Source organism: Novosphingobium sp. SG751A, assembly GCF_013149295.1.
Taxonomy (GTDB): domain Bacteria; phylum Pseudomonadota; class Alphaproteobacteria; order Sphingomonadales; family Sphingomonadaceae; genus Novosphingobium.
In genome coordinates this window covers 1-20,705 of record NZ_JABGCB010000040.1, presented here as the reverse complement: position 1 = coordinate 20,705, position 20,705 = coordinate 1, and the positions used below count along the sequence as shown (strand labels likewise).

The window sequence follows — 20,705 nt, the reverse complement described above, 5'->3', positions numbered from 1 at the left end:
GGGCGCGCCGTTGATATGCTCGAGAAGCAGGCGCACGATCAGCGGCGTCAATGCCTGGCGTGTCCGCGGTGGGAGGGATTGCCATTGCGGGGCCTGTGCGACCCCGGAGGCGCTTGGATTGGAGAACAGATCGAGCTGCACTGTCATCGGTTTGCGTGCCATCAAGAACTCCCGAATGCGAGTCGTGAGGGCTCAATGCTGCGCTCGAAACCGGCGAAGTCGAAACTCCCTGGGCCACCTGCAAGAGCTTGGATAGGGCGTTCAACGCGCCGATATCCACGCATGGGGTAGCCTCAACGCGCATCAGGGTGCAAACTGCGCGGTCAAACATCCATGCCGGTATATCGCGCCAGCGCTCAGGCGGTGACGCTGTGAGGCTGCAGCGGAATGCGATCGAGCCGCCTCGCTCCACGACCTGATGCACGTGAACCTTTAGCCCCTTCCAAGGGTGCCACCGATAGAAAACTTCCCGGATCTCGCTCCCGTGGGCGTTGTGTCGCCGCGTTGTATAACCACCATCGGCCCCATTCCGCGCTTGCCGGTAGAACACCAGCAGAGGCATATGGTCACATCGGCACATCAGATCATGGGAGGCATGCCCCCCATGATCTGATGACCAAACTCGTGGCATGACGACATCGGTTTGAGCTTAATTTTGCCGCAAAGCTTTCCAGGAAGGCGCGACCACCTCACACTTTCATCCGCCGAGCCGCTTGCGCACAGCCTCCACCGCGCAATCCGGCGTGACCAGAACAGCCACACCCGGCACACGATCGGCCACCAGAGCACGCGCGCGGGCAAGGCTGAATTGGGCGAGCGCGATCACGCCGCAGCCATCGGCCACAGATTGCGCCGCTGCCTGCGCTACCAGCGTATCATGCTCATCCCCTCGCCCCGCCTGTGCGGCTGCCAGCGCGCCTGCCACATGGATTGGCCGCAAGTCCGTGCCTGCGGGAAATTCAGGCGGCATGGACGCCAGCGTGGGCGCAAAACTTGCCAGCAGGGCGATAGGCCTGCCATTTGCCGCTGCCACGGCCTGATCGATCATCGCGCTGTTGGGCTTGAAGACCGGCACAGGCAGTTCAGCGGCAACTGCATCAATCGCCGCCCCAAATGCCGAGCAGGTGAAAAGCAGACAATCTGCTCCCCCCTCTTGCCAGGCATAGCGGCCCAACCGGATGAACCGCTCGATCATCGCGTCGTCCAGCGTGCCTGCCGCCGCGAGATCGCGTGACAGGCTGTCGTCCAGCAGGTTCATCCGCACCGCTTCTGGCCACAGCCGATCGAACGCCGCGTTGATCGGCGCCATCGAGAGTTCCAGCGCATGGACCAGCGCAATTCTGGGTGGCTTTTCGCTCATGGCTGGGCCGGTCACAGCGGTTTTGCCATCAAGGCCAGCGTCTTTGCGATCAACTCGGTTTGCTCGGCGGCAGGCCGCCCGGCCTGTTCACGCCGGCCAATCTCGATCGAGTTTTCGACCACTGCGCGGCACCGGTCCCAGCGGCGCCGGGTAAAAGCGGCAAAGGCGGCCGGAACATCGTGCTGGGCTGCGGCAAGCTCCTCGCCCAGCACGATGGCGTCTTCCACCGCCATGCCCGCGCCTGATGCCAGATGCGGCGTGGTGGGATGCGCCGCATCGCCCACCAGCAACACCCGCCCGTTGTGCCACGGCGGGGGCATCAGAAATGCCTCCAGCGGGCGCAACACGATGGGCGAGCTTTCACTCAGCCCTTCACGCAATTCGACCAGCGGGCCGGCATAGCCTTGCAAAAGCTCACGCAGATGGAGATGCAGTTCCCGATCTGGGATGATGCCCCGGCGCGGTGTGGTTTCCGGCAGGAACAGATAAAGATGCGTGCTCGAAACAGGGCTGAGGCCAACCTTGTGCTTGCCGCCAAGGAAGAAGTGGCGCCGGTCGATGTTGGCGGGCCGGGGGGCAAACAGGCGCCAGATGCTCTGGCCGGTATAGGTCGGCGCAGGAGCATCCGGCAGGATCAGCTTGCGCACGCCTGAGAACAGCCCATCGGCGCCAATCACCAGATCATAGGTGTCGGCCGTGCCATCCGATAATCTGGCGTTGACCGCATCGCCCACCGTCTGCAGCGCGTTGACGGTCAAGCCGAGCCGGACATTGGCCCCCAAACTCAACACCCGAGAAGACAAGACGCGATGCAGTTCGGGCCGCATGATCCCGCCGCTGCCGGGCAGATCCTCGCCTTGCATATCGGGATCGTCAACGCGCCCGATATGCTCGCCCTGCGCATTGCAGATCTGAATGCCATCGCCGCCAAAGCCGACCTCCATCAGTTCATCGAGCACGCCCAAGCGGCGGAAGGCCCGCCACGATGGCCGCGTGATTGTGATGCCCGCGCCATAGACCCGCCATTGGGGGTCGAGGTCGATTAAATCGACCTCGACCCCCAGTCCACGCAGGGTGATCGCGCAGGACATTCCGCCGATCCCCCCGCCCACGATTAATGCACGCGTCATGCAGATTTTCCTTCTGACGTTCGGGCAGCCTCAGCCCCCAACCCTTGCATGAATTCCAGGATCATGGCCGTGTAACTATCGCCATGTTCGATGTTGACGAGATGCGCTCCGGGCAGCAGCCTGAACTGCGCCCCCGCGATGGCATTCGCTATTGCCATCACCGCTTGGGCCGGGGCGGCATCGTCCTGCGCGCCTGCCACAACCAATGTTGACGCCGTGATCTGGCCCAGCACGTCGCGGTGGTCCATTTGCGCAATGGCGCTGGCCGCCGCGCAATAGCCTTCCAGCGATGTGCTGGCGACCATCTGGCCGATGGCCCCGATGGTCGCCGGATGCTGATCGGCAAAGGCCGGAGTGAACCAGCGCGCCAACGTAGCGGGTACTTGGGCATCCATGCCAGTGTGCTGTGCGTCGGCGACCCGCTGTTGCCACAGTTCGGCCAAGGCGGGCGGCGTGCAATGCACACCATTCGACAGGATCAGACCCAGCACGCGTTCGCCATGGCGCGCGCCAAGGCTCTGCGCGATCATGCTGCCAAAGGACAGGCCCACGAACATCGCCTTGCCGATCCCCAGCGCATCCAGCGTCGCCACCACCGCATCGGCATAATCGGCAATGCCGGGCTGCCCCTCAAGCAATCCGCTGAGGCCATGCCCCGGCAGGTCGATGGCGATGACATGGGCGTGATCGGCCAGCGGCGCAATCTGCGCCTGCCACATCCCGCCATGGGTGGCGATGGCGTGCAACAGAACCACCGGCGTTGCCTGCGGGTCACCTGTGATATGCGCGTGAAGCAAGGCTTGCGTCATGGCCGCCACCGCCCAAGGCCGATGCCCGTGTACCAATCGCTGACCTGCGTATAATGGTAGAGGTCAAAGCCGCTGCACCCGGCGATACCATGGGCCACCAGCCAGTTGCGGATTTCCTCTGCGCCGTTGCCCGCTTCGTGCACGTGGTGCTGAGCGTAGGTCGCCAGTGGTTCAGCCGTGCCTTGCGCCAACAGGTCGAGGAAGCGCCGGTCGAAAGCCTCGTTCACCATGCCCATGCGCGGCGTGCCCACATCATGGCTGAGCCCGCCGGTGGCCAACACAACCACGCGCTTGCCCGCATCGTAGCTTTCGATCGCGCGGCGCACAGCCTGACCGATGGCAATGCAACGCGCCATGCGCGGCAAGGGCGGCTGAACACAATTGACCTGAAGCGGAACGCAGGGAAACTGGCCGCTGATCCCCATCAATTCCAGCGGGGTCACCATGCCGTGGTCCAGCGTCAGTTCCATCGAGAAGGAAATCTCGAAGTCATTGGCAAACAGGGACTCAAGCACATGCGCGCCAAAAGCCGGATCGCCGGGAATGTCGCGCTGCGGCACTTTCAGCCAGCCTTCGATGGGGCTGGGGTGGCTTTCGCCCGTGCCAAGGCAAAAGGCGGGCATGTTGTCGAGGAAGAAATTGTGCAGATGGTCGTCCGAGATCAGCAGCATGACATCGGGGTTGATCTGCGCAATTTCGCGGCCAATCTGCTCAAAAACACGATAGATCTCGGCTGACACCGCTTCAGGCGGATTGCCCGGCAGGTTGGTCATCACCGGCGTGTGGCTCACGGCGTAAATGCCCGCAACTTCAGCCATGGTTGTCGTCCTTTCCGGCCTCGCGAAGGGCGGCCAGATAGTCGCCTTCGGGGATCCGCAATTGCAGGCAGTAGGCGCGCAACAGATAGGGATTGGCGCCCAGTCGATAGAGTTTGCCGATGTCAGTGCGGGCCAGCGCGTCATGCGCCTCGCCCCCCAGCCCCGGATCAGCCGCAAAATAGGACAGCGGGTCGGCAAAGCAGCGTGCCTCCTCGGCCCGGTCGTGCTGGACCTTGTAGAGGATGCGGTTGATGCGATGCGCCTCTGGCGTGGGCATCCATTGCACCCAGTTGCTCTGGCTCATGGCTGGGCCTCCCGCACGGTGGCGCAAAGCCAGTCGATGATGGTGGGCAAGGTCTGAGGGGTCGGCCCCATATGGCCGCCGGGGAACATGCGTACCGCCTTGGGCTGGCCGTGATCCAGCAACAGGTCGATGTCGGCCACCGGGCATTGCTGGTCCTCACGCCCGTTCACCAACAGAAGTGGCGCGTTTGGACCGTCCAGCAGCCCTTCGTTCAACAGCGAGAGCCGCTCGAAGAACTGGGCGTATTCCTCCTCGGTGGCCGCCCCCAGCATCCTCATGCGGGTTTCAACCAGCTCCATCAGGTAGCTTTCAGGATGGCGCGAGCGCAAGATCCAGTCGCGCTGGAACATGTAATGCGCGCCGCCGCCCCAATTAACCGCCGCCGCGATGCGATCCTGATGCAGATAGGCCAGGCGCGTGGCCCAATAGCCGCCGAACGAGCGGCCAAGACAGCCCGGCTTGCCCGGCGCCAGATCATCCTGCCTATCCAGCCAGTCAAACACCGGCAGGAATTGCCGCTCGGCCCCCGGCACACCGCGCAGGGGCGATTCACCCGTGCCCGGCCCGTCCAGCGCGATGGTGGCAAACCCCTTGGCTAGCGCCAGATTGCAGGCGGCGGTCATCTGCTCTTTCCAGGCATCAACGCCGCCCCACATCACGATCACCGGCGGGCGCTCAACCCCGGCCGGGCGGCGATAGAGGAACACCACCTCGTCACCCTCGCCCTCTTGGCCCCCAAAGGGCACGGTGATGCGCTGAACCGGGGCGTCAAAGAGGGCGCCGGCCTTCAGATAAGCCTCACGCTCGCGCTGGGCACATTCCAGCTTGGCGGGGTGATTGGGGCAAGGGAAACGCCCAAGGAAGAAGTAGCCATGCGCGCGAAGATACTGACGGCGCGCCTCGACCAGATCTCCGGCTTCCTCGGCGGTCACCGCCAACTGCCATGCAGCCTCGCCAGCCGGGCGCCATGCCGCGACCCAGCTTTCGCCATCCAGCCCGGTCAGCGCCTCCACCACGGGCGCGGTGTCCTCAAGCGAAAGGTTGTTCATCGGGTGGTTCTGGCGACCGGTGCGATCGATCATCCACGCCTTTGCCTCTTCCAGCGTGCGGGGGCGATCAGCGGGCGGTGCTACGGGTTCAGTCATAAGTTTTTCCTTCAAGGACGAGGGGCCGGAACGAATGAGCACCCTGAGATGTGAAAGGTGATCTGCAGCATTGCTGAGATTTCAGCTTGTCGCGGCAGCATCTTCGCGCCACGACAAGGTATGATCGGCGAAGAACAATCCCCCACCGACACCGCGAAACGCCGCGCCAAACCCAGCGCCACGAAAGCCGAGGCGACACGTCAGGCGATTCTTGACGCCGCAGAATGGTCGTTTGCGGCGCATGGGTTTGATGGCGTACCATTGCGCGATGTGGCGGCCATGGCGGGGCAGAAACTGGGCACGATCAGCTATCACTTCAAAACGAAGGAAGAGCTGTTTCACACCGTCGTCTCGCGCCGAGCCGCCATCCTGCACAGTCATCGCGCGCAACAACTGGCTGCCCACGCTGCCCCCACGTTGGAGCAATTGCTCGATGCTTTCCTCAACCCTATCGTCGAGCGGATTGAGGCGGGCGAGCCGGGCTGGCGCAGCTATGCCCGCATTCTGGCCGACATTGCGCAAGACCCGCGCCGCAGCGATCTGGTCGAAGCCCTGTTTGGCGACCCCAGTCGGCGCTTCATTGGCCTGATCGAAGCCAGCGTCCCCGGCCTGTCGCCCGATGGCGCGGTGCGCGCTTACACGCAATTGCTGGCGGCGATGTTCGGCTTTTTCAGCCCGGCAGGCTTGATCGACAACCTTTCGGGCGGCAGGCTGGTCGGCAGCGCATTGCGCGAAAACTACCCCTTCCTCATAAGTTTTCTGGCGGGTGGCATCCGGGCATTGGCCGCGTTCGAACAGGATGGTCGCGATTGATCGCATCACGCCGCCCCCCGTCACGCACCCGCAGCGGCCTTGCCGCGGGCCAGAATGTTGCGGTGAGCGCGCGCGGCGTCCTGCATGATGCGCTTGACATCGACACCTTGTAACTGGCCGCCCCGCTTCAGGAACCGGCCATCGACCATCACGGAATCGACGTTGGCAGGCTGACCATGCTGCACCAATTGGAATGCAGCATCCGTCTCGGCCACGGGCAGCATGTTGATATCATCGGTCCGTACCATGATCAGGTCAGCCCGTTTGCCCGGCTCCAGCATGCCCGTGATGGCATCCAGCCCCAGCACGCGCGCGCCATTGGCCGTGGCCATCTCCAGCATGGTTTGCGGCATCATCAGCCCGTTGGTCGGATCATTGGGATCACCGGGCCTAAAAATGATCTCGCTAAAGCTGGCCCCCGCCTTTTTGGCGATCCGCGCAGAATTCATGACCGTGCGCATGGCCGAAAACGGATCGACGCAGGTCTGGCAAGTGACGTCGACACTCAGGCCGATATCGTGAAGCGCCACGCCATTGTCGAGGAACTGTAGCAAAGGCGGCAACCCTGCGCCGATGAGCGGGTCCGTGGTGGGACACAGGCCAATTTTCACCCCGCGCGCGGCCAGCAATTGCATGAAAGCGGGCGGTGTGCCCGGTCCATGGGTGAAAATGAAATCCGGCCCCAGCAGGTCCAGCGCGCCGGCAAGATCGGCATGTGGCGCGATGGTCTTGAGCCCCATCGCCCGCGCCGCCATCACTTCGGAGCGAAGGTTACCCGCATCATGGCACACCACGCCAAGGTCGATCAGCCCGTCGCCATGGGCATCCAGCCAGGCCTGCATCCGGACGAAATCCGCCTCGGTCAGCGCGGGGCCTGACAGGCGGCCATAACCAAAGCGCGCCCGAATGCCGCTGTCGGCCAGCGCCTGCGCCTGGGCAATGGCATCGTCCTCATCGCGCAGGGCGTTGGCCCAGTTGTGGCAGGTGGTGACCCCCGCGTTGATCGCCTCGGTCGCGGCATAACGCAGCGCAACATAGTGTTCCTCGGTGCTGTAAACGCGCGCCAAACGGTGCAACGCAAAGTAGCCCGGCGCATCATGCGACAAGCCACGCCACAGGCTGTTCCACATGTGCCAGTGCACTTCGACGAAGCCGGGCATCACGATCATGTCGCGCGCATCCACCACTTCGGCACCAGGCGCGGGCAGATCCGTGCCGATGGCAGCAATCATACCATCCTCGACCAGAACGTCGCGACAGGGGGGCACATCTGCCACGCCATCCATGGCCAGCACGCGCCCGCCGCGCAGCACAAATTTCCCTCGCTCAATCGTCTGGACGCCATTGTTCGTCACAAGCCACTCCTACCTTGCCCTTATCGCCATCCAAAGGCATCGGCATCGGCTCACTTGTTCGACCAGTCAGCGTTGGCCGTCCTGCACAAAGCCAAACAAGTCGCTGCATGATATGGAACTTCCCCCGGTTGACGCTGCGCTGCGGCAAGAATTTTTACGCAGCAGCTACAAACGGCGTGTGAGTTTTCATGCAGCGATATGTTGCACCTGTGCAGGCGGACCACGCGCGTCGCCGCTAGCCAACCGGCAGAAGCCCGAATCCGCAAAACACGGGCCCAAAAACCGGGAATCAGCCAGCATGATCTGGCCGGGAGAGAGAATCATGAAAATCATACACACATTGACAGCAACCCTTGCTTTGGTGCTGGCTGGCCAAGCGCAGCGTGCCCATGCCCAGCAGGCAGCATCAACGCCAGCAGACCCCGGTACGCCAGCGGCAGGAAACACCTCCACCGGCATTGCCGATATCGTCGTCACCGCACAGCGCCGTTCGGAAAACCTGCAGCGCGCGGCTGTGGCGGTCAGTGTGTTGGGGGCAGACAGTCTGCTGCGCGCCAATGTCACACAATCCAGCCAGTTGACCGCGCTGGTTCCCGCCCTGCAAGTCAGCACCAGCGGCGCCACCAACCTGTTCTACCTGCGCGGCGTGGGCACCTTTGCCGTCAACGCCTTCAGCGACCCGGCCATCGCCTTCAACTACGATGGCGTTTACGTGGGCCGCCCCAGCGCCACCACTGGCGTCTTTTATGATGTCGAACGCGTTGAGGTGCTGAAAGGCCCGCAAGGCACGCTGTATGGCCGCAACGCCACCGGCGGCGCCATCAACATCCTGCCCGCCAAGCCTGTGATCGGCGAAACCGGCGGCAATGCATCGGTGACTGTCGGCAATTATGGCACGGTCAACCTGCAGGGCGCCGTCAATCTGAGCCTGTCAAATTCAGCAGCGCTGCGCGTTTCGGGCATTTACGCCAAACACAATGGCTATCTCAGCGACGGCGCGAATGACGAGGATGGCAAGGGCGGCCGCATCCAACTGCTGGTCAAGCCTGCCGCCAGCCTGAGCGTCAAGATCGGCGCCGACTATTACCATGCAGGCGGCAAAGGCGGCGGCGCAGCGCTGGTGGCCACCATTGACCCGTTTACGCGCGCCCTCTCGCCTTCGCCGTTGGGGCGCGATGTCGGCCTGTTTGACCCGCGTGCCCAGGCCATCTTGACCGGGCAGTATAATTTTCAGGTCAAGCGCAACCTCGGCCCGCTCAGCCCCTCATCCTATCAGGACAGCACGTTCTGGGGTGTGAACGCCGACATCAACTGGACCACCGACGCCGGCACGCTGACCTTTGTGCCCGCCTATCGCCGTGCGCAGGTCAATGCTCGCAATGGCGTCACCTCCTTCATCAGCGATTTCAACGAAGACACCAAACAGACCAGCGTCGAATTGCGCTTCGCCTCGCCCAACACCGGCATGTTCCGCTATCTGTTGGGCGGCTATTACTACAAGGAAAACTCGACCATCCGCGACGGCTTCCTTCAGCAAGCGCTGGCGAATTTCCTGACGGGCGATCTGTCGACCCGTTCGGCGGCAGTGTTTGGCCGGGCAACCGTGGCGGTTTCCGACCAACTGCGTTTTACCGGCGGCCTGCGCTATACCGATGATCGCAAGACCATCAATGGCGCCGGTGACCTGCTGGTCGATGTCTGCCTCGCGCCTGCCTGCACCAATGGGCTGCTGCTTGGCTATGGCCGCTCTGTGGCCGACATGGCCACCAACATGGGTCTGATCGGCCCGCTGCCCAGCCCGGTTCCGGCCTTTGGCTCGATCTATGTCTCGCCCACCGCGCCCGGCAACATTGTGGGTCGTAATGTTGCGCCCATCAATGCGGTCCAGTCCAACAGCAAGCTGACCTATCGCCTTGGCGTGGAATATGACGCAGGGCCGCGCTCGCTGCTCTATGCCTCGTTTGAAACCGGCTATCGCGGCGGCGGCTTCTCGTTCGCGGCTGACAAGAGCAAGCAGCTCTACCGCCCCGAAACCATCTCGGCCTTCACGATTGGGTTCAAAAACCGGTTTATGGACAACCGCCTGCAACTGAACGCCGAAGTCTTCTACTGGCGCTACAAGGACCAACAGGTCGCCCACCTTGGCGTGGATTCGACCGGCTCCTCGGCCTTCTTTACCGAAAACATCGGCAATTCGCGCAACTTCGGCGGCGAGATCGAGGTCCAGTTTGCCGCCTCGCCCCGCACGCTGCTGTCGGCCAACATTCAGTACCTCGATGCGGAATACACCCAGTTCAGCTATACTACCCCGACCCCGCCGCCCACCCGTTGCAAGGTGATGGCAGGGGCGGTTTCCACGGTCGATTGCTCTGGCCTTCAGGCCTTGCGCGCTCCACGTTGGACGATGAACTTTGGCCTGCGCCACACGGTGCCGGTGGGTGGCTACAAGGTCGTGTTCGATGGTACGGCGCGCTATCAGTCCTCCACCTACGTCGGCTTCGAACTGCTCGATGCCGAACGGCAGTTGGGTTATTGGTCCGGCTCGGCCTCGCTGGCCTTCATGCCCAAGAGTGAGGCATGGTCGCTCTCGGCCTTTGTGAACAACATCGGCGATCAGCGCCCATGGGGTGACATCATCTATAACGGCAACGCTGGCATTCTGGCCGGTTCGCCGGGTGCTCCCCGCCTGTTTGGCCTGCGCGCTTCGGGCAAGTTCTGATCTGTTGAAAGCATGGCAACCTACCGGGCCTGTCCTTCGCGGACAGGCCCGTTTTTTTATGGGCGCTTCAATCTGCGATGTGAATGTTGCCTCGCCCATCCACCTGCAATGGGATGGCATCCAGCGAGGCCCCTGGACACGCCCCGGCAAAGCAACGGCCATCGGCGGGGGCAAACAGGGCGAAATGCTGGCGGCACTGGATATCACCATCCGCGCTCAAAAACAGGCCCGTCCCCGCATCGAGCGGCATCGTGTAATGGGGGCACAGGTTCACATAGGCACGCGGACCGGCCGCCGTAACCAGCAGAATCATCGAAAAGGCCATCCGCCCCTTGCCGAATGACAAAAGCCGCACCGGATTGTCAGCCGGTGCGGTCAATTCTTCCCATGTCATCAGAAATGTACCGGGGGCGGGCGCATTGGGGCGCACTTGCCATGGTGCGACCACGCCGGTCAGCCCAAATAAAAATCGGCCAGCATCAGCCTCTTGCCATCGCTTTGCATGTCGGCATTGCGGATCAAGGCGTCCTTCACGCCAAATACGGCATCGCTTTGCAGATGCGGATCATCGGCAAGGAACAGATGCGTCACCAGCCGCCGGTGGCCGGGCGCCGTGATCATGAAATGGATATGGGCCGGGCGCCATGGCGAACGCCCCAAAGCGCGCAGCAAGCCCCCCACCGGCCCATCCATCGGGATCGGGTAACACACCGGCATAACCGTCTCGAAGGCATAGCTGCCATCGTCACGACTGTTCAGCGATGCGCGCAAATGGCCACGGGGCTGCTGTGGATCCTGCACGTCGTAGAGGCCGTTGGGCGCGGTCTGCCACACCTCGATCAATGCGTTGCGGATGGGTTGCCCCGCCGTATCGAGGATCTTGCCTTGCACCATCAGCGGGTCAACGCCAGGTTCAGGCCGCAACAGGATGGTGCCGCCATGCGGGATCACGCGCTGCAGCCCATCATAGAACGGGCCGAACACGGTGGTTTGCGTGCTTCCATCATCCCCGGAATGGTTGATCTGGTCCACCAGCATCGAGGCGCCCAGCACATCCGAAAGCAGGATGAACTCCTGTCGGCTTGCGTCGCACTTCTTGCCGGTATCGGTCAGAAAGCGGATGCCTTCCTCCCATTCCTCTTGGGTCAACTGCACCTCGCGGATGGCCTGATGCAAATGGCTGACCATGCGGGTGATGACATGGGCCAATCGAGGGTTGGGACAGGCGGCAAGGCTGCTCGCCACCTGATCTTCCAGCGAGGCCCCGCTCATGCCGATGCCCCTACTGCGCCCGGCCCCTGCCATGCCTGCTCCAACAGGGCGCGCAAGGGCGCTTCCTCCAGAGGACGCGGGTTCCAATAGGCATCCTCAAGCGCCAGAGCGGTAGCGCGCGCCACGCCATCATGGGGCATACCCAGCGCGCCAAGCGATTGCGGAATGGGCAAGCCGCGCAACAGCCCGTGCAGCGCCGCCACGGGATCATCCGTGTTCAATGCGCAGGCCAAAGCATCCATCGCCTCCGGCACATGGGACGCATTATAGGCAAGCGCATGGGGCAGGACCACCGCATGGGTCTGCGCATGGGGCAGGCCAAAGGTGCCGCCCAGCGTGTGGCACAGCTTGTGATGGATCGCCATGCCAGCACTGGCCAGCACAATCCCGCATAGCCATGCGGCATAAAGCGCCTGCGCCCGCGCCTCCCTGTCCTGTCCATCAGCGACGATCGCGGGCAGCGCTGCGGCCATGGCCCGCACCGCATCCTGCGCCATCAGGCGAACCAGCGGGTTGGCATTGCGGGCATAGAGCCCCTCCACCGCATGGGCCATCGCGTTCATCCCGCTGGCGGCAGAGACGTCTGCGGGCATACTCAGCGTCAGATCAACATCATAGATCACCGCTTTGGGCTGAACGATGGGGTTGCGCAACGTGGTCTTGCGCCCGTTCTCGGTCTGGCCCAACACGGGGGTCATTTCAGACCCGGCATAGGTGGTGGGGATCGCGATCTGCGGCAGGCCAGTGCGCAGCGCCAGCGCCTTGCCCAACCCGATAGCCGACCCTCCCCCCAGCGCGACCAGACAATCCGCGCCAAAAGCACGGACCTCAACCAGCGCCTCTTCGGTCACGTCAACCGGCGTGTGCATCCGGGCCAGCGGGATACTGCCCACCACCGCCCTGCCCTCAGCCCCATGGCCCAGCCCATTCAGCGCGCTGCCCTGACGCGGTGTGGTGATCAGCACGCCGCGTTGGCAGTTCATGCCCGCAAGCACGTCGGGCAGCGCGGCCAACGAGCCATGGCCAAAGCGAACGTGGCACGCGGCGGTCTCGTGAACGAAAGGCTGCATCATTTATCGCCTGTAAAAGGGCGGCAAGGCGGCATCGACATTGACCCACACCGACTTGGGCTGGGTATATTCGCGCATCGCCTCAAAGCCCATTTCGCGGCCATAGCCCGATTGCCCCACCCCGCCAAAGGGCGAGCCGGGATGCACCCGCTTATAGCAATTGATCCACACCATACCCGCATGAACCTGGCGGGCGAAACGGTGGGCGCGCGTAATATCCCGCGTCCACAGGCCCGCGCCAAGCCCATAGGCTGTGCCATTGGCAATCGACAAGGCTTCCTCATCGTCGCGGAAGGTGAGCACAGTGACGAAGGGGCCAAAGACCTCTTCCTGCGCCACGCGGTGGTGGGGCTGGGCACGCACGATGGTGGGTTGCACGAAACATCCCGCATCACCCGCCAGCGTGTCGCCACCGCACAGAACCTCGCCGCCTTCATCGCGGGCCACGCCTACGAAATCGAGCACCCGCTGTTGATGCAGCCGCGATGTCAGCGGCCCCATCTCGGTGTTGGGGTCCAGCGGATCGCCCAGGCGAACCGACTTGGCCAGCGCGACAAAACGCTCGAGGAAGGCCTCGGCGATGTCCTCATGCAGCATGAGGCGCGACCCTGCGATGCAGGCCTGCCCCTGATTGTGGAAGATGGCGAAAGCCGCCCCGCCCACCGCCGCGGCCAAATCGGCATCGGGAAAGACGATGTTCGGCCCCTTGCCGCCCAGCTCCAGCTGCACCTTCTTGAGGTTGCCCGCCGAGGCTTCGACAATCCGGCGCCCGGTGTTGGTGGAGCCGGTAAAGGCCACCTTGCCGATGCCGGGATGTTCTGCGATGCGCTGGCCCGCAGTATGGCCATAGCCGGTGACGATGTTCAGCACACCGGGGGGAAAGCCCACCTCCTGAGCCAACTCGCCAATGCGCAGCGTCGACAGCGGGGTGATTTCCGATGGCTTGATAACCACGGTGTTCCCCGCGGCCAAGGCCGGGCCCAACTTCCAGCTGGTGAACATCAGCGGGAAATTCCACGGCACGATCGCCCCCACCACGCCGATCGGCTCTCGCTCGACATAATTGAGGAAACCCGCGTCCACGGGAACGACTGAGCCTTCCATCTTGTCAGCCATGCCGCCGAAATAGCGGAAGCACAGCACCGTGCGCGGCACATCCAGCGCGAGGCAATCGCGGATGGGGTGGCCGGTGTCCATCGCTTCGAGGCGGGCAAGATTCTGCGTGTCCGCCTCGATCCGGTCGGCCAGTTTGAGCAGCAGGCGGCCACGATCATGCGCCGCCATCGCCCGCCATGCGGGAAAAGCCGCCGTTGCCGCCTCCACGGCAAGATCCACATCGGCCTCGCGCGCTTCGGCCACATGGGCGAGGATGGAGCCATCATAGGGGTTTTCGACCAGAATGGTCGCCCCTGCCTGCCCATCAACCCAAGCGCCACCAATCAGAAGCTTGGTCTGTACGCCTTCCAGCATAGCCATTCCTTTAGAACTTCACGGCAACGACGGGCGCGGTGCCGTCGGCGATCATCTGCGGAATCTTGGGCGAGCCGTTTTCCCACACCAACAGCATCGAACGCTTGGTCGAATAGCCCTGATGGCGGATGTCGGCGGGCATACAGCAAATGTCGCCTGCGCGAGCCAGCACGCGGGCGCGCGGGCGGCCCGTTTCCTTGTCTTTCACATCCCACGTGATTTCGTCGGACAATTGCAGGAACCATTCGCAGCGGTCGTTGCCATGCTCGACCGGCAGGATGAATTCTTCCGACGTCGGGCAGAACAGGCTGTCGCCCACCACCGAGCAGACGCTGGGATTCCACGTGACATCCGAGCGCGACAGGTAGGCGAACAGGTTGAAGGCGCTGACCTCGCCCTCAAAGCCGGGGCGCGCTTCGACGAGGGGCTCATCCTGCGGCACATCGGCAAACTGGCGGTTGACTGGGAAACCATTGTCATCGGTGCGGCGTGGCGTATCGCCCGGCAGGCCGACCATGCGGCGGGCGGTGACACGCTCGCGTTCGATGGCCTGCGTGTTGCTGCCTGATTTGCGGCCCCAAGGCGCGCCCGTTTCCATCGGAGCGGCAAAGGGGTCAAAGCCGCCATTGGTCCAATCCTCCAGCATGCCCTTGAACGTGGCCATCAGCGCGTCGGAGCGGAAACGCTCTTCATGATCGCGGCCCGCATCGCGATAGGAATCGTTGAAGCGGCCCGCAAACATCGTCACTTCGCCGTAATGGTTGATGGTGCCGAACACGGAGTCAAAATTGACCACGCCGTAGAAGAAGCCCCAAGCCACGTCGCGCATCAAGGCACGCAAAAACACGTCGATCGGCATGATATGGGTGCCGCCGGGCCAACTGAGGCGGGCGAAATATTCATCACGCACGAACGTAAAGCCGCCAGCGCGAAAACCGCGATAGCCGGTTTCGTTGTTGATGGCCAAAACTTCGGTGTCGGTGCTGGCATTGCCCGAAGCGGCCTGCTCCAGCAGATCATTGCTCATTGCCATTGTTACAAGCTCCTAAAGGCAGATCAGACCGCGTCAGTTTGGCAAATATCGGCCCATTTCATCACGGTGACGGCACCCGCGATGGTCTGGAACAGGATCACGCCAGGGCTGGCCGCTTCGAACCGATAGGCCGCACCAAAAGGCAGCATCGCCATGTGGCCACGGCCCAGCACCACCCGGCCCATCGGCTTGCCGGCAACCCGATCGTCGGGGATCGGCACGGCGCCTTCTGACCCTTCGGGGATCACATCGGCAGGCGATGCGAGCTTGACGAGATGGACCTCGATCTGGCCATCCATGCACAACACGAATTCATCATGCGCGCAGCCGAACCACGGCGATGTGCCCTCGGCACGCGCGGCCTCGATGACATATTCGAAGTTCTGCCCCACAGCGACGCGCTCATAGCCGGCCGACTTGCTGGCGACGTCGAACACATTGGAAAACACATAATTCTTCGGATCATCATTGATGATTTCAACGCCACCTTTGCAGAAATCGTTCAACGAACCAAAATTGGTGACCATTGCAGTCATGCCACTCTCCCTTGCGCGCATTCCAGCGCTGGCGAGTGATATGAGCCCCGATGGCCCTATCCTTCCTGCACGAACCCACCATGTTTCAGCACGATCACAGCGAGAGATCAGCTTCCACGCAGTTCCTTGCGATAGGCGCCCGGGGTCATGCCCAGCTTGCGCCCGAACAGACGGGTCATGTGTTCCTGATGCGTAAATCCGCAGCGATAGGCGATTTCAGCCAATGAGAGGTCGGATTGCAATAGGTGCATTGCCCGCTTGATCCGCGCCTCGATCAGATATTGGTGCGGCGCCTGGCCCGTGGATTTCTTAAACTGGCGGGCAAAGTGGATGGGGCTGAGCGCAGCGGCCGTGGCCAGTTCCTCAACGCAGATGCTCTCTTCCATGCGGTCTTGGATCAGATCCTGCACCGCCATCAACTGCTTTGCACTCAAGCCGCCAACAGCGGTGACGGCCCGGTGATTGCCAGTGGAATGCTCGCGCACCAATTGCGCAGCCAACATGCGGGCGGCGCCGTCTGAAAAGAAGTCGCTCTGGCCATCCTGCAGCATGTTGTGGATCATGCGCCCAAGGCTTTCGAGCGAGCTGTCCATGCGCCCCATGCGCGGGATGAATTCAATGGTATCAGGATCGCCCGCGCACAGTTCACCCGCGGCCGCCCGCACCAGATCGTGGTCGAGGTAAATATGCAGCGTTTCAAGCGAAGAATGCACCGCCACGCTGAAATCGCGGGCCGCAGGCAGGTAGAATATGCCGCCGGGCAGCACTCTGGCCTGATCGCGCCGCCCATCCAGTTCGCGCTCAATCTTGATCGGTCCGTCCAGATGAAACACCAGCAGATGAAAGCGGTTGGCGGCAAAGCTGTCGCTATAGGGCTGTTCGCGCTGGTGAGAGACATAGAGGTTCCGCCAGCCCAAACGGTCGCTTGAACTGTAGATCTTGTGTGGATGCCGCTGCAGAATACCGTGCGTGCAGTCTGCCGTCAGAGGGACGCAAGCCCTTTCCTCCAGCCAACCCAGGTTGCTGTTTGCCATGTCGTTCTCCCGCACCCGATCTTTGCCTTTTGCAAGGCCGCTGCAACAGCGTTGCCTTGCGCCATTCTGTCGGTGGCTGAGAGACAGTACACATGATTCGTACAAATGTCCAATTTCCATGTTTTGCACCGTCCCTGGTTTTCCGGAGGCTCATTAAAACCATTCCGATTACCACAACATGGAAGACGCTTTCAGGCTCCACCGATGGAGATGAATGAAGGTCAGCTAGGCACAATCCACAACTCAGAGGAGACAAACCGGTTCGTCCCCAACCACGGTCATTGCCGGACCCGTGTCGTACCGATGCGAATCGCTCACAGCCCGAACACGGCTTTTCCAAATCTACTGCTCAGGTGCCCGGCCACTGACCCTACATAGTTCCGTTGCCGCCATGTCGTTGGACTATGATAGGCGCCCACCGCCTTCCAGTAATTCCCGGTCGATCGCAAAGCGGTCAGAAACACCCAGCGCGCCGCCTCGGCATTGAAACAGGGATCAAAGCGCAACCAATGACGAACATGAGCTTCAGGGCGTCCGATCAGCTTGGCAATGCGCACTGCCCACCAGGTGTTGATCTGCAATGGACCAAGGTCATACGAGCCATTGGTATTGGCGACCTCGGCGCCAATCCAACCGGCCTCCTGATCACGCAACCCCCAAAGGGTCTTTTCGAGCCAGGGCTGGCCGAGGGATGCCTGATGGATACACGAGCCGATAAGGCGTTCTTCATCAGGGTCTTTTGCTTTCGCCTGCGCAGATGGCGGAAGGATCATCAGACTGCACATGACTGCACAAAGGGCAGGCCTAACTCTACGCATCATAACAGCCTCCCGGGTGTTTTCTCCGGCAGGACCTGATTGATCGGCGGAGCAAGCATCGGCAGCGATCCGTCGGTGAGCAGAGCGAGAAGCGCCCTGCCTGCAATGATCTGGACCACGCTGCCATCGGTAATGACGGCGCGACTTTGAGGGCAGGTTCGCCCGGTGTGAATGAACAGACCCCGGTGCCCATTGACGCGACACAGGTTTTCGAAAGCCGCGACATGCTCTGGTTGCATCGTATCGGCATAGCGCTTCGCCTGAATGAGCCAGACGCTGCCGTCGATCACAACCTCTCCATCAACCCCTTCGCCGCCGGCAGAACGATGGTTTCGGGTCACCTTGTACCCGCACCGTTCGAGGCTCTCCATCAGGAGTTCCTCGAAGGCGAGAGGGTCCATGGCTCTTAACCGGGCATACCGAAATTGCGGCGGCTGGAGCCGATCAGCCCCCCTCAACTGCCCGGCAATCACCCTCGCCTGCCGCCGCCGCCGCCGCCGCCAGCGATGGCGCAAAGGCACCCAACGTGAGAATGCAAAAGCCAGCAGCCCAAATAAGAATGCTGAAATTCCCAATAGCATGGAATCGTATCCTTATCGTTCGGGACCTCGGGTGGGTTCGGGTTGAGGAGCTGGCGGCGTCCTAGACCGGGATAGCTGTGCAGCCGTTGTATCGCGACCCACACGAGCACGATCAAGGATGCCTTCAAGAAATCGGTCAAGCACCTGCGCGACGCTGCGCGCGCCTTCGGCCAGATGTTCACCCGCGCTGCGGGGCGGGCGCTCACGGCGATCGAGTTGCCGTGCCAGTGCGCGGTCACGCCGCTCTGCCCGCATGCGCTCCAGCTCGGCCTTCAAATGCGCCAGATGCGTTCCTTGGCGGCGCGAAAAGGCATCAATACGATCAGCCTTCATTCGCCCCAGCCCTTCCGATGAAGATGTCTTCTCGCCCGACTGGCGCTCGAGTTTACTGACCAGCGCCTCGACGTTGTTTGTCCAAAGCCTTGCCCCGAACTGGGCTCGGGTGATGGCCGTGTAAAAATTCTGCGCGTTGACCAAGGGTGACTCAACTGGCGCCAAAACGAAGACACGGGGATAGGTCTTGGACTGCGCTGAATACACGGTTTCGGCATAACCGTGGTCCCAGGTCTTATGCTCGGACAAGTCCACCTGCTGGACGCGGCTATCCCGATCCCAGCGAATGGTCGCCAGCGCCCCATCCAGTCTTTCCACCGTTCCTCGCTCGGCATTGCGAAGATCGAGCTCACGATTGACGAGGCGCCATTGGATACGATCTCCTTCCGCCAGATCGCGATTTTCAGGGTTGAACACATTGATGTGTCGGGCCCGGGCAGTCTGCGGATCCCAGCGTATCGTGCTGCCATTTTCGTCAACCAGACGCACAATCTGACGGCCATTGGCCTCCCTACCCAATCCCACCACGCGGTAGTCGGCATGCCGGGCGACACCCAGACCCGCAATCTCGCGATCAAAGCGAAGCACCTGCCCTGCCCGATAGAAGCGAGCCATATGCTTCTCTATATCGGTCATTCCCGCCGGTGAGAGGATGGAAAGCCGACTGTCCTCAGCGGCCAGTCCGCTCTCGTTTCTGAGCGCCTCACGGATCTTACTGTTGACGATCAGCCGCGTTGCATTGTCGAGGACGAGGATATTGGTGCCAGTTCGCGAATCCGGCTTGAGCCTGATCCATGCGTTCACGACTTGCTCGGCCATTTTCTCATTGTCCGCGATGGTGCTGACGCTGTCGAGCTTGGCCAATGCCTCGGCAAAATTCCCCGCCCGTGCCTGCGTAACAGCGGCTTTGATCGACTTGGTTTCCTGTCGAACGGCCTCGGTCAATTCAACCGTCGGCAGCCCCAAACGACGCATCAGCCAGAAAGGCTTGCCCTGCTCGATCGCGCCTGTCTGCTTCTCATCCCCCAACAGGAGCAGTCGCGCCCCTGTGGCCCGGCTGATGTCCAGTAACCGCCGCGCCTGACGGTTCCCCAATTGCCCTGCCTCATCGAGCACCAGAACATGACGGTCGGTGATTCCCTGCCCGCCACGCGCGACAAAGCTCGCAACGGTGTGGAACTGGATATTCGCCTTCGCGCCCAGTTCAGCAGCGGCCGAAGATGTCGGGGCCAGTGCGATCAGGGTAGTCCCCGGTTCGGCCGCCTCCCCCAGCGCCCTCACCAGCGTCGATTTGCCGGAACCAGCAACCCCGTGAATGCCAGTGATGCGATCCCGCGTCAGCGCCGTCTCGACAAGGGCGCGTTGCTGCTGCCCATTAAGATTGGTTCCTTCGAGGACAGCCAGCAAACGATCGCTCGATGCAATCGGGCGGGCATCATCAAGCCCGAGCGCAATATGCTGGGTAAGCGCCAGTTCCTGCCGCCAGGATTTGTGGGTGGTGCGCCCACGCGTCAAAACCCTGTCACCGGTCTGCTCATGGGTGGGCAGCAGCTTGCGCATCACCTCATGCTCTTCGACCCGGGGACGGATATCATCAAGCCGAACTTCACCGACATGGGCGGCAAGACCAGTCCGCAGAATATCGCCCAGATTGTTGACCGCCTCGGTGATTTCCAATTGCCTCAGGCCGAACAGAGCCGCCCGGGACGCTTCCCGCTGGGTGGGCGGTACATGTTGTCCTTCAAGCTTTTGGCTTGTTGCAGCCATGTCTAGAAGGGTTTTGAGCCGCTCCTCTGCTCGCTGATGCCACTGCGCGGTAAGCTCCTGCTCGCCAACCTTCACCTTGGCCTTGCGAGTGGCATAGAAGGATGCGCGCTGCGCCTTCTGGCCCACCAGACCATGTTCGCGCGCATGGTCCTCGATCGCTTCGGCTCGCCGCGAGAATTGCTCGATCAGTTCTCCCGGCACGCCGCGTATCTCGAACAGGCCGGAGCGGGGATCGGTGTCGATTGTCCCCCGTCAGCACCCATGGCACAGATTTGATGTTGTGATTTAAGGAGGATTGGGGCTTCGTCGTAATGACGAAGGAATGCAGATGAAGCCCC

The 20,705-nt window shown here is 62.2% G+C and carries 19 protein-coding genes and 1 pseudogene; 3 read left to right on the top strand and 17 right to left on the bottom strand.

Going from position 1 to position 20,705, the window contains the following annotated elements:
* Positions 1-507: 507 nt before the first annotated feature.
* Positions 508-633, top strand: a pseudogene (locus FHW96_RS26895) (IS3 family transposase); the annotation flags it as partial.
* A gap of 64 nt (positions 634-697) precedes the next feature.
* On the opposite strand, the gene FHW96_RS25125 reads toward FHW96_RS26895, so the two are convergent.
* From FHW96_RS25125 to FHW96_RS25100, 6 genes are read right to left on the bottom strand one after another with little or no spacing between them, the layout of a single operon-like run.
* Positions 698-1,360 carry an arylsulfatase gene (locus FHW96_RS25125; RefSeq protein ID WP_172343301.1) on the bottom strand — a complete coding sequence of 221 codons (663 nt, stop codon included), beginning with the start codon at positions 1,358-1,360 and terminating at the stop codon, positions 698-700.
* Between the two features lie 11 nt (positions 1,361-1,371).
* Positions 1,372-2,490, bottom strand: coding sequence for an FAD-dependent oxidoreductase (locus tag FHW96_RS25120; protein ID WP_172343300.1), 1,119 nt, complete (start codon positions 2,488-2,490; stop codon positions 1,372-1,374).
* Positions 2,487-3,299, bottom strand: coding sequence for an alpha/beta fold hydrolase (locus FHW96_RS25115; protein ID WP_172343299.1), 813 nt, complete (start codon positions 3,297-3,299; stop codon positions 2,487-2,489). Before FHW96_RS25115 ends, FHW96_RS25120 begins: the two co-directional genes overlap by 4 nt.
* Entirely contained in the window at positions 3,296-4,117 is an 822-nt protein-coding gene (locus FHW96_RS25110) for a 2,3-dihydroxyphenylpropionate 1,2-dioxygenase (RefSeq protein WP_172343298.1), read from the bottom strand. Before FHW96_RS25110 ends, FHW96_RS25115 begins: the two co-directional genes overlap by 4 nt.
* Complete coding sequence (locus FHW96_RS25105) at positions 4,110-4,421, bottom strand: hypothetical protein (protein WP_172343297.1); 312 nt, start codon at positions 4,419-4,421, stop codon at positions 4,110-4,112. Before FHW96_RS25105 ends, FHW96_RS25110 begins: the two co-directional genes overlap by 8 nt.
* Positions 4,418-5,566: a S9 family peptidase gene (locus FHW96_RS25100; protein ID WP_172343296.1), complete on the bottom strand. Its 1,149-nt coding sequence runs from the start codon at positions 5,564-5,566 to the stop codon at positions 4,418-4,420. The genes FHW96_RS25105 and FHW96_RS25100 overlap by 4 nt, the downstream gene beginning before the upstream one ends.
* A 120-nt stretch (positions 5,567-5,686) precedes the next feature.
* On the opposite strand from FHW96_RS25100, the gene FHW96_RS25095 reads away from it, so the two are divergent.
* Positions 5,687-6,379 (top strand): TetR/AcrR family transcriptional regulator, encoded by a 693-nt coding sequence (locus tag FHW96_RS25095; RefSeq protein ID WP_172343295.1) that lies wholly within the window; start codon positions 5,687-5,689, stop codon positions 6,377-6,379.
* Between the two features lie 20 nt (positions 6,380-6,399).
* Here the strand turns inward: FHW96_RS25095 and FHW96_RS25090 are convergent, their stop codons facing one another.
* On the bottom strand, positions 6,400-7,734 hold the full coding sequence (locus FHW96_RS25090) for an amidohydrolase family protein (protein ID WP_172343294.1): 1,335 nt from the start codon (positions 7,732-7,734) through the stop codon (positions 6,400-6,402).
* Between the two features lie 322 nt (positions 7,735-8,056).
* On the opposite strand from FHW96_RS25090, the gene FHW96_RS25085 reads away from it, so the two are divergent.
* Positions 8,057-10,453, top strand: coding sequence for a TonB-dependent receptor (locus tag FHW96_RS25085; protein WP_172343293.1), 2,397 nt, complete (start codon positions 8,057-8,059; stop codon positions 10,451-10,453).
* Positions 10,454-10,520: 67 nt separating this feature from the next.
* Here FHW96_RS25085 and FHW96_RS26890 read toward each other — a convergent pair whose 3' ends face one another.
* The 10 genes from FHW96_RS26890 to FHW96_RS25035 all read right to left on the bottom strand — a co-directional run bounded on the left by FHW96_RS26890 (position 10,521) and on the right by FHW96_RS25035 (position 20,586).
* Positions 10,521-10,901, bottom strand: coding sequence for a Rieske (2Fe-2S) protein (locus FHW96_RS26890; RefSeq protein ID WP_172343292.1), 381 nt, complete (start codon positions 10,899-10,901; stop codon positions 10,521-10,523).
* A gap of 5 nt (positions 10,902-10,906) precedes the next feature.
* Positions 10,907-11,725, bottom strand: a complete 819-nt coding sequence (locus tag FHW96_RS25075) for a dioxygenase (protein ID WP_172343291.1) — start codon at positions 11,723-11,725, stop codon at positions 10,907-10,909.
* Positions 11,722-12,798, bottom strand: a complete 1,077-nt coding sequence (locus tag FHW96_RS25070) for a maleylacetate reductase (protein ID WP_253951252.1) — start codon at positions 12,796-12,798, stop codon at positions 11,722-11,724. Before FHW96_RS25070 ends, FHW96_RS25075 begins: the two co-directional genes overlap by 4 nt.
* The gene (locus tag FHW96_RS25065; protein ID WP_172343290.1) at positions 12,799-14,271 is read right to left on the bottom strand and encodes an aldehyde dehydrogenase family protein; all 1,473 of its coding nucleotides are present in this window, start codon (positions 14,269-14,271) and stop codon (positions 12,799-12,801) included.
* A 4-nt stretch (positions 14,272-14,275) separates the two neighbouring features.
* Positions 14,276-15,298, bottom strand: coding sequence for a hydroxyquinol 1,2-dioxygenase (locus FHW96_RS25060; RefSeq protein WP_172343289.1), 1,023 nt, complete (start codon positions 15,296-15,298; stop codon positions 14,276-14,278).
* 23 nt (positions 15,299-15,321) lie between these two features.
* Positions 15,322-15,834 (bottom strand): hydroxyquinol 1,2-dioxygenase, encoded by a 513-nt coding sequence (locus FHW96_RS25055; protein WP_172343288.1) that lies wholly within the window; start codon positions 15,832-15,834, stop codon positions 15,322-15,324.
* A gap of 107 nt (positions 15,835-15,941) precedes the next feature.
* Positions 15,942-16,988, bottom strand: a complete 1,047-nt coding sequence (locus FHW96_RS25050; RefSeq protein WP_253951251.1) for an AraC family transcriptional regulator — start codon at positions 16,986-16,988, stop codon at positions 15,942-15,944.
* Between the two features lie 194 nt (positions 16,989-17,182).
* Positions 17,183-17,641 (bottom strand): lytic transglycosylase domain-containing protein, encoded by a 459-nt coding sequence (locus tag FHW96_RS25045; protein ID WP_172343287.1) that lies wholly within the window; start codon positions 17,639-17,641, stop codon positions 17,183-17,185.
* A 44-nt stretch (positions 17,642-17,685) separates the two neighbouring features.
* Entirely contained in the window at positions 17,686-18,267 is a 582-nt protein-coding gene (locus tag FHW96_RS25040) for a restriction endonuclease (protein WP_172343286.1), read from the bottom strand.
* A 12-nt stretch (positions 18,268-18,279) separates the two neighbouring features.
* On the bottom strand, positions 18,280-20,586 hold the full coding sequence (locus FHW96_RS25035; RefSeq protein WP_371815813.1) for an AAA family ATPase: 2,307 nt from the start codon (positions 20,584-20,586) through the stop codon (positions 18,280-18,282).
* Between the last annotated feature and the right edge of the window lie 119 nt (positions 20,587-20,705).

Coding starts and splice junctions, on each gene's coding strand:
- FHW96_RS25120 (WP_172343300.1), bottom strand. CDS start 2,490: ATGACGCGTGCATTAATCGTGGGCGGGGGGATCGGCGGAATGTCCTGC.
- FHW96_RS25125 (WP_172343301.1), bottom strand. CDS start 1,360: ATGAGCGAAAAGCCACCCAGAATTGCGCTGGTCCATGCGCTGGAACTC.
- FHW96_RS25095 (WP_172343295.1), top strand. CDS start 5,687: ATGATCGGCGAAGAACAATCCCCCACCGACACCGCGAAACGCCGCGCC.
- FHW96_RS25065 (WP_172343290.1), bottom strand. CDS start 14,271: ATGGCTATGCTGGAAGGCGTACAGACCAAGCTTCTGATTGGTGGCGCT.
- FHW96_RS25075 (WP_172343291.1), bottom strand. CDS start 11,725: ATGAGCGGGGCCTCGCTGGAAGATCAGGTGGCGAGCAGCCTTGCCGCC.
- FHW96_RS25050 (WP_253951251.1), bottom strand. CDS start 16,988: ATGGAAATTGGACATTTGTACGAATCATGTGTACTGTCTCTCAGCCAC.
- FHW96_RS25110 (WP_172343298.1), bottom strand. CDS start 4,117: ATGGCTGAAGTTGCGGGCATTTACGCCGTGAGCCACACGCCGGTGATG.
- FHW96_RS25105 (WP_172343297.1), bottom strand. CDS start 4,421: ATGAGCCAGAGCAACTGGGTGCAATGGATGCCCACGCCAGAGGCGCAT.
- FHW96_RS25115 (WP_172343299.1), bottom strand. CDS start 3,299: ATGACGCAAGCCTTGCTTCACGCGCATATCACAGGTGACCCGCAGGCA.
- FHW96_RS25085 (WP_172343293.1), top strand. CDS start 8,057: ATGAAAATCATACACACATTGACAGCAACCCTTGCTTTGGTGCTGGCT.
- FHW96_RS25100 (WP_172343296.1), bottom strand. CDS start 5,566: ATGACTGAACCCGTAGCACCGCCCGCTGATCGCCCCCGCACGCTGGAA.
- FHW96_RS25055 (WP_172343288.1), bottom strand. CDS start 15,834: ATGACTGCAATGGTCACCAATTTTGGTTCGTTGAACGATTTCTGCAAA.
- FHW96_RS25060 (WP_172343289.1), bottom strand. CDS start 15,298: ATGGCAATGAGCAATGATCTGCTGGAGCAGGCCGCTTCGGGCAATGCC.
- FHW96_RS25040 (WP_172343286.1), bottom strand. CDS start 18,267: ATGCTATTGGGAATTTCAGCATTCTTATTTGGGCTGCTGGCTTTTGCA.
- FHW96_RS25070 (WP_253951252.1), bottom strand. CDS start 12,798: ATGATGCAGCCTTTCGTTCACGAGACCGCCGCGTGCCACGTTCGCTTT.
- FHW96_RS25045 (WP_172343287.1), bottom strand. CDS start 17,641: ATGATCCTTCCGCCATCTGCGCAGGCGAAAGCAAAAGACCCTGATGAA.